The organism is Megasphaera sp. An286 (assembly GCF_002163455.1).
Lineage (GTDB): Bacteria > Bacillota > Negativicutes > Veillonellales > Megasphaeraceae > Megasphaera > Megasphaera stantonii.
In genome coordinates this window covers 52,405-64,213 of record NZ_NFIY01000005.1, presented here as the reverse complement: position 1 = coordinate 64,213, position 11,809 = coordinate 52,405, and the positions used below count along the sequence as shown (strand labels likewise).

At 57.1% G+C, this 11,809-nt stretch carries 11 protein-coding genes, 1 tRNA gene and 1 other annotated feature (1 of these 13 cut by a window edge); of the genes, 10 read left to right on the top strand and 2 right to left on the bottom strand.

The window, feature by feature from the left end:
* The first annotated feature begins 16 nt into the window (after positions 1 to 16).
* From rsfS to B5F80_RS03775, 10 genes are all read left to right on the top strand, one after another.
* A complete protein-coding gene (gene rsfS / locus B5F80_RS03820) occupies positions 17 to 394 on the top strand; it encodes a ribosome silencing factor (RefSeq protein ID WP_087477497.1) in 378 nt (125 codons plus the stop codon).
* Between the two features lies 1 nt (position 395).
* Positions 396 to 1,262 carry a S1-like domain-containing RNA-binding protein gene (locus B5F80_RS03815; protein WP_087477496.1) on the top strand — a complete coding sequence of 289 codons (867 nt, stop codon included), beginning with the start codon at positions 396 to 398 and terminating at the stop codon, positions 1,260 to 1,262.
* A gap of 166 nt (positions 1,263 to 1,428) precedes the next feature.
* Complete coding sequence (locus B5F80_RS03810; RefSeq protein WP_087477495.1) at positions 1,429 to 2,469, top strand: rod shape-determining protein; 1,041 nt, start codon at positions 1,429 to 1,431, stop codon at positions 2,467 to 2,469.
* Positions 2,470 to 2,471: 2 nt separating this feature from the next.
* The gene (gene mreC / locus B5F80_RS03805) at positions 2,472 to 3,392 is read left to right on the top strand and encodes a rod shape-determining protein MreC (RefSeq protein WP_087477494.1); all 921 of its coding nucleotides are present in this window, start codon (positions 2,472 to 2,474) and stop codon (positions 3,390 to 3,392) included.
* Positions 3,389 to 3,898, top strand: a complete 510-nt coding sequence (gene mreD, locus B5F80_RS03800) for a rod shape-determining protein MreD (RefSeq protein ID WP_087477493.1) — start codon at positions 3,389 to 3,391, stop codon at positions 3,896 to 3,898. Before mreC ends, mreD begins: the two co-directional genes overlap by 4 nt.
* A gap of 16 nt (positions 3,899 to 3,914) precedes the next feature.
* On the top strand, positions 3,915 to 5,786 hold the full coding sequence (mrdA, locus tag B5F80_RS03795) for a penicillin-binding protein 2 (protein ID WP_087477492.1): 1,872 nt from the start codon (positions 3,915 to 3,917) through the stop codon (positions 5,784 to 5,786).
* Between the two features lie 39 nt (positions 5,787 to 5,825).
* Complete coding sequence (locus tag B5F80_RS03790; protein ID WP_087477491.1) at positions 5,826 to 6,830, top strand: AAA family ATPase; 1,005 nt, start codon at positions 5,826 to 5,828, stop codon at positions 6,828 to 6,830.
* Between the two features lie 12 nt (positions 6,831 to 6,842).
* On the top strand, positions 6,843 to 7,943 hold the full coding sequence (rodA, locus tag B5F80_RS03785; RefSeq protein WP_087477490.1) for a rod shape-determining protein RodA: 1,101 nt from the start codon (positions 6,843 to 6,845) through the stop codon (positions 7,941 to 7,943).
* A gap of 18 nt (positions 7,944 to 7,961) precedes the next feature.
* Complete coding sequence (locus tag B5F80_RS03780) at positions 7,962 to 9,851, top strand: TIGR03960 family B12-binding radical SAM protein (RefSeq protein WP_087477489.1); 1,890 nt, start codon at positions 7,962 to 7,964, stop codon at positions 9,849 to 9,851.
* Positions 9,826 to 10,536, top strand: a complete 711-nt coding sequence (locus B5F80_RS03775; RefSeq protein WP_087477488.1) for a TIGR03936 family radical SAM-associated protein — start codon at positions 9,826 to 9,828, stop codon at positions 10,534 to 10,536. The genes B5F80_RS03780 and B5F80_RS03775 overlap by 26 nt, the downstream gene beginning before the upstream one ends.
* 73 nt (positions 10,537 to 10,609) lie before the next feature.
* Here B5F80_RS03775 and B5F80_RS03770 read toward each other — a convergent pair whose 3' ends face one another.
* Together B5F80_RS03770 and B5F80_RS03765 are read right to left on the bottom strand one after the other, a co-directional pair.
* Entirely contained in the window at positions 10,610 to 11,341 is a 732-nt protein-coding gene (locus B5F80_RS03770; protein ID WP_087477487.1) for a type I 3-dehydroquinate dehydratase, read from the bottom strand.
* 63 nt (positions 11,342 to 11,404) lie between these two features.
* A tRNA-Arg gene (locus B5F80_RS03765) sits at positions 11,405 to 11,479 on the bottom strand.
* 219 nt (positions 11,480 to 11,698) lie between these two features.
* Positions 11,699 to 11,809, top strand: a binding site (T-box leader) (it continues 133 nt past the right edge of the window).

Here is an 11,809-nt window from a genome sequence, read left to right as displayed (position 1 = left end):
AGAAGGAGAACACAGAATGCCAATTACCATAAAGACAACGAAAGAAGAAAGAGAACTGAAAAGCTATGAAATTGCGGCCCAGGCCGCTAGTGACAAAAAGAGCTGGAACATCGTCATCCTCGACATGGAACAGTCGTCCATGATGGCCGATTATTTCGTCATCTGCAGCGCCCGCAACAACAAGCAGGCCCAGAGCATTGCCGACAACATTGAAGAAGAAATGGAAAAGCATGGCTACGACGTGCGCCACGTCGAAGGCTACCGCGAAGGCAAGTGGATACTCATCGACGCCGGTGAAGTCGTGGCTCACGTATTTGTCGAACAGGACCGCAGCTACTATGATTTGGAAAACTTGTGGTGCGACGCCGAACGGATTCCGTTCGAAGGTGAGTAAGATGCAGGTACTGCAGGAAAACAGCATTGCCACGCTGGAAGTATTGCGCGCCAGCGACATGGGCGTATTTTTAAACGGCGGCACGGGCAATACGAACGACGACATACTGCTCCATAAAAATCAGCAGACCGAAGAGGTCCATGTCGGCGACAAGGTTACGGTCTTCTTGTATCATGACCCGTCGGGCCGCCTGACGGCCAGTATGCGCCTGCCGAAAATCAAGGTCGGCCAGATCGGCTATGCGCCGGTCATCAACACGACGCGCTTCGGCGCCTTCGTCGACGTCGGTACGGAGCGGGGCATCTTCATGCCCTTTGCCGAAATGAAGGGACGCCCCAAGGAAGGGGAATACGTATGGGTTAAGCTGTATGAAGACAAGTCCCATCGCCTGGCCGTATCTATGGAAGTAGAAGACGAAATGCGCCGGGCCTCCAGGGCGGCGACGGACGCCAAGGTCGGCGACTGGGTCGAAGGGGCGGTCTACAACATGACCGACCAGGGAGCCTACCTCATGACGCGGGAACGGTGGATCGCCTTTCTGCACCGCAGCGAATTCAGCGGCCCCATCCTCATCGGCCAGATGGTCAAGGGGCGCATCACGTACCTGCGCGAAGACGGCCGCATCAACATTTCCCTGCGCCAGACCAAGGAAAACGCCATCAATCCGGACAGCGAAAAAATCCTGGCCTTCCTCAAGCAGCGGAAGGGAAAGATGCCCTACGGCGATAAGACGGCGCCGGCAGTCATCAAGACGAAGTTCGGCCTGAGCAAGGCCGCGTTCAAGCGGGCCCTGGGCCATCTCATGAAGGAACAGAAGATCTACCAGCAAGAAGGCTGGACGTACTTAAAAGAAGACACGGAAGAATAAGACGCGGCGCGGCGCTGAAACCGGACCCGGCAGAGGGAAGGCTTTCGACGCCGCCTTTGTTTTGGCCTGCGCGGCCGTCGGTGATTTTGATGAAAATATAGTGCGAAAATCGCCTTGGTGTGCTAAAATATGAAGATGATTACATAGTATAGGAAAGGGTTTTGGCATGGCTTCGATTTTTTCTCCATTAACTAAAAATATAGGTATTGACTTGGGAACGTGCACGACCCAGGTCTACGTAGAAGGGCGGGGCGTCGTCTTTTCCGAGCCTTCCATCGTGGCGACGGACGAGCGGAACCGCAAGCTCGTAGCCATCGGCAACGGGGCGGAAAGCATGCTGTCGAAGTCGCCGGAAACGGTGAAGATCCATCGGCCCCTGCTGAACGGCGTCGTCGCCGACTACGGCGTGACGCGGACGATGCTGGGCTATATCCTCAGCAAATGCGTCCGCAGCGTCCAGCGCCTGCGCATCATGGTCGGCGTGCCGGCTGCGGCGTCCAACGTCGAAAAGAGGGCCGTCATGGAAGCCGTCTATCAGGCCGGAGCCAAGGAAGCCTACCTCGTCGACACGGCCGTTGCCGCGGCCATGGGCGTCAACATGCCCGTATACGATCCCGTAGGCAACATGGTCGTTAACATCGGCGGCGGCACGACGAATGTGGCTATCCTTTCCTTGGGCGGCATCGTCGTGTCCAAGTCCATTCACCTGGGCAGCCTCGATTTCAATGAAGCGATTAAAGATTACCTGCGCGGCCAATACGATATCGTCACCGACGACATGACCATTGAAGAGATGAAGATTACCAACGGCTCGGCTGTACTGCCTCTGGAAGACCGGGGCTATTACTTCACAGGCCGGGGCCTCGACGACGGACTGCAGAAGGAATGCGCCGTCCAGGCCAGCGAGCTCTATCAGGTCATCGGCAGGCCCCTCATGAAAATACTCGACTTGGTGCGGTCGGCCCTTCAGGAAACGCCGCCGGAGCTGTCGGCCGATATTATGGAGCACGGCGTCGTGCTGACTGGCGGCGGCGCCAAGCTCAAGGGCATGGAACAGCTCTTTTCTCAGGAACTGGGCGTTCCCGTCGTCCTGGCCGCCGAGCCGGAGCTGGCCGTCGTGCGGGGCATCGGTATCGCCGTGGCGGAACGGGAAAAGCTGGCCCCGGTCATTGAAGGAGCGCAGCGCATTTATAGGAGGAGATTTTAAAATTGTTTTCGTTAGGTAAAAAAAGCGTCGTCATCGTGCTGATACTCTTTGTCCTCATCGCCGTCGTCGGCTGGGCCTGGCGGCAGCGCGAATCGCTGCCCTTCGTAGCCAAGCCGCTACAGATGGCTGCGGCCCCCTTTGAATACGGGGCGAGCCGTATCATGAATTCCTTGGCGTCGGCTTTTCACATCGTCGATATTAGTTTAAAAAACCGCATTGAATGGGAAGCGCTGGAACGGGAAAACGCCGAGCTCAAGAGCCGCACCGTCGACTACGACGAGCTGGTGGCCGAAAACGACCGCCTGCGTCAGCTCCTCGACTTCCGCGCATCCCACGGCCAATACCAGATGGTTGCCGCAGTCGTCATTTCCCGTGATTACGGTACGTGGAGCAACACGATGATCATCGACGCCGGCACGAACGAAGGCGTCGCCAAGGACATGCCCGTCATTACGCCGAGCGGCGTCGTCGGCTTCATCAGCGAGGCCTATCCCCATTCGGCCCGCGTCCAGCTACTGACGGACCCGCGCACCAGCATCGGCGCTATCGTACAGCGGCCGGAATCGCGCGTATCGTCCGTCGTCCGCGGCAACGGCAACGTGCCGTCGGAACCGCAGTTCGTCAACATCGCCAAAGACGCGGATATTCTGGAGGGCGATACCCTCGTCACGTCGGGCTTCGGCTCCATTTATCCCAAGGGATTGTACGTCGGCACCATCGTGTCGATTCACCAGAACGACAACGATTTCGTCAAATACGCCGTCATCCGTCCCAGCGTCGACTTCTCCAAGCTGGAAGAAGTATTCGTCATCTTGAAATCGTCTGATACCGGTTCGTACGACAAGCCCGGCGTCGCGCCGAAGCTCGTTCCCCAGACGAACCGCGATAAAGTAGAAGGAATCAAAGGAGCGGCAGCCTTATGAAAAAGCTGAGTTGCCTTATGACGGCGTTCATCGTATTCATCCTGCAAAGCTCCGTCCTGCCCTTTGTATGCGACGGCATTACCCAGCCGAACCTCGTATTTCTCTTCGTCGTCCTCATGGCCCTTCATCATGGCCAGCGCGTCGGCGTCGTTACGGCTCTGATAGGCGGTGTCTGCCAGGATGTAGTAATCGGCAATTTCCTGGGCCTCCACCTGCTGCCGTATCTCGTCATCGCCTTTGCCTGCAGCTACATAGGCCGCGGCATCGACAAGGACCAGTGGATATTGACGGAGCTCATCGTCCTGGGCGCGACGGAGTGCTGCCTGATTCTGACCTGCGCCGTCCTGTTTATTTCCGGCCAGTTCATCAACGGGGCATCCTATTTGTTTGAATTCAGTATTCCCATGCTGGCGTACCACGGCATACTGGCCCTGCCGGTAGACCGCGTCGTCTGGCGGCTGCGCCGCGACGAGTTGTACTACGGCCACATGGGATATCGTTGGTAGATGGAGGAACGCGCAGATGCTTGAAGCGTTAATGAAAAAAAAGAGCGATGACGGCCGCTTCCGGTATTTGTATTGGGTCATCATCGCTATCTTCGCCATACTGGTCTGCCGGCTGGCTTATTTGCAGCTCGTAGAAGGGGAGTATTACCACTCCCTGGCCGAAGGAAACCGGCTGCGGGCCGTCCCCATCGCGGCCATGCGCGGCGTCATGTACGACCGCAACGGCCAGATTCTCGTCGGCTCGCGGCCCAGCTTCATGGTGACCTACGTACCGACGAAGGACGGCATGTCCGACGCGGAGCTGAACGAATTGTCGCAGCTGCTGAATATCCCGGAAGCCAAGCTGCGGGAAAAAATAGATAAAGTAAAGAGCTCTTATATCCCGACGGTCCTGGCCAACGACCTGACCCAGGATATTGTCACTAAAATTGAAGAACGGCGCAACGAGCTGCCGGGGATTTCCATCGACGTCCAGCCGATCCGCTACTATCCGTACAACGAAATGGCCGCGCAGATTTTCGGCTACGTCGGACAGATAGACGAGGACGACCAGAAGCGCCTCGAAGGGCAGGAGGGCGTGTCCAATATCACTCAGATCGGCCGGGCCGGCCTGGAAGCGTACTATGACGACCTGCTCCGCGGCAAGGACGGCGGCCGGCAGGTCGAAGTCGACGCTACGGGCAGTCCGGTCAAGGAAATGGAACGAAAGAATCCCGTAGCCGGCCACAATATTCACTTAACTATCGACCTGAACCTGCAGCAGGCGGCAGAAAAGGCTATGGATGCCCAGATTGCCAACGGCATCGGCACGGCTGGCATCGCTATGGTCGCCCTGGACCCCAATACGGGAGCCGTGCTGGCTATGGCCAGCCGCCCGTCGTACAATCCGAACTGGTTTACCCGGGGGATTACGGAAGCCGAATGGTCCCAGATCAACGACAATCCCTATCACCCCATGGAAAACCGGGCCATTGCCGGCGAATATCCGCCGGGTTCGCCCTTTAAGATCATTACTGGCGCCGCCGCCCTGGAGCTGAAAAAGGTTACACCTGACGAATTGATTTTCGACAGCGGCCGTCACTGGCTCGTAGACATGCGCAACGCCGGCGGCGAAGCCCTGGGCTGGATTAACTTTACCGAAGCCTTGTCCAAGTCGGACAACGTATATTTCTATGAAATGGGCCGGCGCGTCGGCATCGACAAGCTGGCGGAATACGCGGCCATGTTCGGCATGGGCAAGAAGACGGGCATCGACCTGCGCGGCGAATCGTCGGGCCTCATTGCCAGCGAGAAATACAAGATGGACACCTTTGGTGAAGACTGGTATCTGGGCGATACGTTCAACTCGGCTATCGGCCAGGGCTTCCAACTCGTCACGCCACTCCAGGCGGCCCTGATCGTCAGCGAAGTGGCCAACGGCGGCATCCAGTACCGCCCCTTTTTGGTCAGCCGCATCGATAATCTCGACGGCACGCCTTATAAGATTTTTGCGCCGGAGCAAATCGGCACCCTGTCCATTTCGCGGTCGACGCTGGATTTGATCCGCGAAGGCATGCGCAACGTTACGGAAGAGGGGACGGCGGGATATATCTTTGCCGATTTCCCAATCCAGGTAGCCGGCAAGACCGGTACGGCCGAAAACTACAGCGGCCAGGACCACGGCTGGTTCGTGGCCTACGCGCCCTTCGACCATCCGCGCATCGTCATCGCCGTTCTCGTCGAACAGGGCGGGTACGGTTCCAGCGCGTCTGCGCCGATTGTTAAGGAAATGCTGGAAGAATTTTTCCACGTCGGCAAATACGCCGCCGGCATGCCGAAGGACGAAGAGAAGGACCAGAAGGCAGGCGCCGACGGAGCGGCGGCCCAGGACGCCGAGCCGGCAGAATAGGATTTGTAATTTCGTATTGTACAGAAAGGAGTCGTTCTCATGTCAACCATCATAGCTATCGCCTCGGGTAAGGGCGGCGTCGGCAAGACGCTGGTCACGGCCTCCCTGGCTATCGCCCTGCAGCGCCGCGGCCATTCCGTACTGGCCGTCGACGCCGATATGGGCCTGCGCAACTTAGATCTCATGTTTGGCATGCAGGACGACGTCCTGTACGATATAGGCGACGTCATCAAGGGACGCTGCCGCGCCGGCGAAGCCGTCATGACTGTTGCCGGCAAGCTGGACTTTTTAGCGGCCAGCCAGAAGCATACGTGGGAAAAAATCGACGCGCCGACGTACCATTATATCGTCGAAACCTTGTCTAAAGACCACGACTATACCCTCATCGACTGTCCGCCGGGGCGGGGGCGGGCCTACAAGGACGCCACGGCCATTGCCGACCGCATTTTCTTCGTCGTCGAGCCGACGTGGTCGTCTATGCGCGACGCCGCCCGGGTCATGCAGTTCTGCAACAAGCGCAAGCGCTTCAATTACGACGTGCTGTTCAATAATTTCTACAGCGGCGTACCCGGCTATGTGCCGGTGCAGGATATGCTGCAGATTTTAAATCCCGAAACCGTCGCCGGCATTCTGCCTCACGACCCGGCGGTGCACCGGGCTGCCCACGAGGGCTGCCTCCTGCACGCGGCGGAGACTCCCTTCATGAAGGCCCTGGCTCAGACAGCGGCCTACGTCGAAGGGGAAGCGGCTCCGGACATCGGCAGCCTGACGGCCCTGCTGCCGACGGCGGAAGGAGCCGGCGCAGAGGAAAAAGAAAGCTTGCCCGTTGCTGACGAGGAAGAAAAAGAATCTCTCGGCTGCATGAAGGCCCTGGCCGTAGCGGAGCTGCAGAAAGCGGCGGCTATTCTGAACGGCACGGCGGCCGAGCCTGAAGAAGAACCAGAAGAAGACGCGGCAGACGAGGATATGCCTCGACGGCCCAGGGGCCTGTCCCTGCGGCGGCGGCGCGACCAGTCTGCAGCTTGGCGACATTATCGCCGATAGGAGTTCCTATATATGTTGAAACGAGAATGGAAAAATTTAGATAAAGTGCTGCTCATCATAAGCTTCCTCATCATAGGCGTCAGCTTATGCATTATCGGCAGCGCCACGCACATTAACAAAGGCATCATCAATTACGATTTCGTCATTCGTCAGGGCATAGGGTTTATTATCAATTTAGCCCTGGTCCTGTTTTTCTGCCACTACGATTACACGCGGCTCAAGCGCTTCGCCAAGCCCTTGTACGTCGTCAACCTGCTCATGCTGCTGGCCGTCATGTTTGTCGGCACGTCGGCCTTAGGGGCCCAGCGGTGGATTCAGGTCGGGCCGATTACGGTGCAGCCGTCGGAATTTGCCAAGATCATCATGATCGTCTGCACAGCGGCCCTGCTGTCGGAACGGGTCGGCCAGCTCAATACGTTCCGCAGCGTCCTGCCTGTCGGCTTATTTATCGGCATCCCCTTCCTGCTCGTATTGAAGCAGCCCGACTTGGGGACGAGCCTCGTCTTTTTAGCCATCGGTTTGGGAATGGTATTTGTATCGCGCATCAATCTGTCCCTGCTGCGCAATATCGCCGCCGTCGGCGTCATCCTGGCGCCTATTGGCTGGCACTTCCTGAAGGATTACCAGAAGGCCCGCATTACCGTATTTTTGGACCCCAATGCCGACCCCTTCGGCGCGGGCTATCATATCATCCAGTCTAAAATTGCCATCGGCTCGGGCATGCTTTTCGGCAAGGGCCTGTTTCAGGGCTCCCAGAGCCAGTTGAACTTCCTGCCGGAAAACCATACGGACTTCATCTTTTCCGTTATCGGCGAAGAGCTGGGCTTTTTAGGCTGCGTATTTCTGCTGTTTTTGTATTTCGTGCTCATTTACCGCGGCCTCATGATCGCCAAGGAGTGCAAGGACCCCTTCGGCATGCTTTTGGCTACAGGCGTCATTTCCATGTGGACCTTCCAGATTCTGGTCAACGTCGGCATGACCTGCGGCATCATGCCGGTCACGGGGATTCCGCTGCCCTTTATGAGCTACGGCGTCAGCGCCCTGACGACTAATATGGTAGGCCTGGGTATTTTGCTCAGCGTGTACATGCGCCAGCAGACTATGATTTTTTAGCGATTAGGAGGAAATTCAGTGTCCCGTACTGTTTCGATAGATCCGATTTTGCTCAGCAAGGTCAGCAAGCCGGCTCGATACGTCGGCGGCGAATGGAACAGCGTCGTCAAGAACCACGACGACGTAAAGCTGACCGTTGCCTATTGTTTTCCCGACGTATATGAAGTAGCCATGAGCCATTTAGGCCTGCGTATTCTCTACGCCCTGCTCAACGAGCGGGACGACGTGGCGGCCGAGCGCGTCTACGCGCCGTGGCCCGACATGGAAGAGGTCATGCGCCAGAAGGGCTATCCCCTCTTTTCCCTGGAAACGAAGACGCCTGTCGTCGATTTCGACATGGTCGGCTTCACCCTCCAGTATGAAATGAGCTTTACCAATATCCTGAATATGCTCGATTTAGCCGGTATTCCCCTCTTTTCCAAGGACAGGGGAGAGGATATGCCCCTCGTCGCTGCCGGCGGCCCCTGCGCCTACAATGCCGAGCCTCTGGCCGATTACGTCGACGTTTTCTTCCTCGGCGAATCGGAAGAGTCGACGCAGCTGACGGCCGATACGATCATCGCCTGGAAAGAACAGGGCAAGCCCGGCGGCAAGAAGGGGCTGCTGAAACAGCTGGCCCAACAGCAGGGAAACTACGTGCCGGCCTTTTACGACGCCCGGTATGACGAGCAGGGGAATTTCCTGGGACTCGTGCCGACGGAGCCGGAAGCAAAGGAACACATTGAAAAATGCGTCGTCGCCGACATGGAGCACGTCTTTTTCCCGACGAAACCCCTCGTTCCGAATATCGACATCGTTCACAACCGGGCCGTCCTCGAACTGTTCCGCGGCTGCAGCCGGGGCTGCCGGTTCTGCCAGGCCGGCATGCTGTACCGTCCCGTCCGGGAAAAATCGCCGCAGCGCCTCGTACAGCTGGCAAAGGAAATCGTCGCCAACTCCGGCTATGACGAAATCTCCCTCATGAGCCTCAGCTCGGCCGACTATTCCTGTCTGCCCGAGCTGGTCGACATGCTGCTGGATGAGTTTAAGGATCAGAAGGTCAGCGTCAGCCTGCCGTCGCTGCGCGTCGACAGCTTTTCCGTCGATATTGCCAAGAAAGTCCAGCAGGTCCGCAAGAGCGGCCTGACCTTCGCGCCCGAAGCGGGGACGCAGCGCCTCCGCGACGTCATCAACAAGGGCGTGACGGAAGAAAATCTCCTGAAGGCCTGTGAAAACGCTTTCCAAAACGGCTGGTCTACCGTCAAACTATATTTCATGATGGGTTTGCCGACAGAGACGGACGAAGATTTGGCCGGTATTGCTGACCTGGCATATAAGGTGCTGAATTTGTACCGCACGGTGACGAAGAAGAACAACGGCAAGGTCACCGTGTCCGTGTCGAGCTTCGTACCCAAGTCCCACACGGCCTTCCAATGGTTCGGCCAGCTTCCCGTTGAAGAAATTCAGCGCAAGCAGGCCTATTTGAAGAGCCTCATCCGGGATAAGCATATTTCGTACCACTACCACGACGCCAAGACGGGCTATTTGGAAGCGACCTTCGCCCGCGGCGACCGCCGCATGGGTCAGGTGCTCTACGAAGCGTGGAAGCTGGGCTGTAAATTCGACGGCTGGACGGAGCTGTTCGACTACGACAAGTGGATGGAAGCCTTTGCCAAAGCCGGCGTCGATCCTGATTACTTCGCCGCCCGCCAGCGCGATGTGAACGAGCCCCTGCCGTGGGACCACCTGAGCAACGGCGCGTCCAAGGCCTTCCTCCAGCGGGAATGGCAGAAGGCCGTCGGCGGAGAGCTGACTCACGACTGCCGTCATCTGAGCTGCACGGGATGCGGCGTATGCCCGAATTTAGGCGTAGAAATCATCGACAGAAAGGAAGGTGCCGGCCGTGGAAAGACTGCGTTTAGCTGTTAAGAAGGACGGGGCTCTGCAATTTTTGTCCCATCTGGATTTTGCCCGGGCCGTCCGCTACGTCATCATCCGGGCCCGCCTGCCCATCGCCTATTCCGAAGGCTTTAATCCCCATATGAAGCTGAGCTTCGCCTCGGCTCTCGGCGTCGGCGTAACGGCCGACGAAGAATATCTGGACATGGAGCTGCGCGAGCGCCTGCCTGTAGAAGACGTCGTCAAGCAGATGAACGCCCAGTCGCCGGACGGCTTTGTCGTCCTGGGCGGCAAATACGTCGACGCCAGGGCGCCTAAGCTCATGGCGATGGCCAATTATGCCGTGTACCGCCTGACCGGTCCCGTACAGGCCGGATACGGCGACGACGCCCTTCAGAAGGCGCTGCAGGCCTTCAACGAGGCTTCCGACGTCATGTACGAGAAGGTATCGCCTAAGGATGCGCGCAAGGTTCGCCTTATCAACGTGAAGCATCACGTCGTCGAACCTCTTTCCGGAGAGACCGACGGCGAAACGCTGACCCTGCGCGTCGGTATCCTGCAGACTGACGAAGGGGCCGTTAAGCCCCAGCAGGTCTGGGAAGTGCTGGGCAAGCAGTTCGGCATTCCCTTGGATGCGGATATGATGCTGGCCCGCCGCATCGGCATATACCACCGCCGGGGCCGCAAAAACCAGTCCCTCTTTGAAACGATATAACCTCATGAAAAAAGCGCCCTGCCGGCAGCTCCGATACGCTGCGGCGAGGCGCTTTTGCCTATTTATATCTATGTCATTTTGCTTGAAGAACGCCGTGCAGTTCGGCGACGGACAGTCTGTCTTCCGTTTCTTCCGGTGCGGCGTAGAGGATAGGCGACGAGAAGGTGTTGCCGTTTTTGAGGGCTTCTTTCCCGTAGGAGCCTCTCGTTTCGATGATGAACTGCGTGTCCTCATGGACGGCCTCACAGCTGTGCAGGCATTCCATGATTTCCGCCAGCTCTTCGTCCGACTGGGGAGAGCAGATGATGTGGTAGGCGAAAATATCTTCCGATACGGCGGAGAACAGCTTGTCGGCAAAATCCGATTCTGAGAAGGGGCCGTCGCAGCGGATGGTGAGGATAGGCATGATGTCGGCTTCCGTCGCTTCGTCGGCCAGCTCGTCGATCTTGTCTATGTCCAGCGTCGATTCGATTTCCACGGCGTCGATGAGGCCCGTGCGGATGGCGAAAAATAAGATGTCGTAGTAGTCGTCCTGGGTCTGGTAATATTCCGGCAGCTCGGCCATGGGGCAGGAGAAGACGACCCGCTGGTCGCGGAGCGGACTGGTGATGAGGAGCAGGGCGTTGCCGATTTGAGAGAAATTGCTGACGCCGTTAAAGGTTGCGGCATTGAATTCGATGACGTCGGCCGGATATTCCGACAAGGCGCGGACGGCGTCGCTGAGCTCTTCGATCGTTTCGCCGCGCAGGGTGAGGCAAAGCTGCGGATGGGACTCGCGCAGGTGCAGGCCCGGTAATTGAGACATGACGATAACCTCCTTTTAAATGGCGGGATATACAAAAAGCAGCCTTTACGGCTGCTTCATAGGTGGTGCGCCTAGTAGGATTCGAACCTACGCACCCGGTTCCGGAGACCGGTGCTCTATCCCCTGAGCTATAGGCGCATGTATGGCTCTCGGCGAATACTTTACTAGTCTATCACGTTTTGCCGGAAAATACAAGAGACAGATTTGTTTTTTGCAGAAACTGTCATTTTTACGGTTGAATACCTAATATATCTGCAATAGTAAAAGGTTTAACTTAATAATTTTTTGTAAAATTTAAGAAATTCCCTTGCCAAGACGTTTTTCTTGTGATAACATACACATCAACAAGTCAAAATAAAAAATGCGTTGAAGAGAAATAGTAGGTTCCAGAAAGTTTGCAGAGAGCTGCTGGCCGGTGAGAAGCAGCAACGGAATGGAAGTGAACTCGTCTCTAAGCAGCTCGCTGAA

Excerpts from the sequence above, each read along its gene's own strand:
- rsfS (WP_087477497.1), top strand. The coding sequence starts at position 17 with ATGCCAATTACCATAAAGACAACGAAAGAAGAAAGAGAACTGAAAAGC.
- B5F80_RS03815 (WP_087477496.1), top strand. The coding sequence starts at position 396 with ATGCAGGTACTGCAGGAAAACAGCATTGCCACGCTGGAAGTATTGCGC.
- B5F80_RS03810 (WP_087477495.1), top strand. The coding sequence starts at position 1,429 with ATGGCTTCGATTTTTTCTCCATTAACTAAAAATATAGGTATTGACTTG.
- mreD (WP_087477493.1), top strand. The coding sequence starts at position 3,389 with ATGAAAAAGCTGAGTTGCCTTATGACGGCGTTCATCGTATTCATCCTG.
- mrdA (WP_087477492.1), top strand. The coding sequence starts at position 3,915 with ATGCTTGAAGCGTTAATGAAAAAAAAGAGCGATGACGGCCGCTTCCGG.
- B5F80_RS03790 (WP_087477491.1), top strand. The coding sequence starts at position 5,826 with ATGTCAACCATCATAGCTATCGCCTCGGGTAAGGGCGGCGTCGGCAAG.
- rodA (WP_087477490.1), top strand. The coding sequence starts at position 6,843 with ATGTTGAAACGAGAATGGAAAAATTTAGATAAAGTGCTGCTCATCATA.
- B5F80_RS03770 (WP_087477487.1), bottom strand. The coding sequence starts at position 11,341 with ATGTCTCAATTACCGGGCCTGCACCTGCGCGAGTCCCATCCGCAGCTT.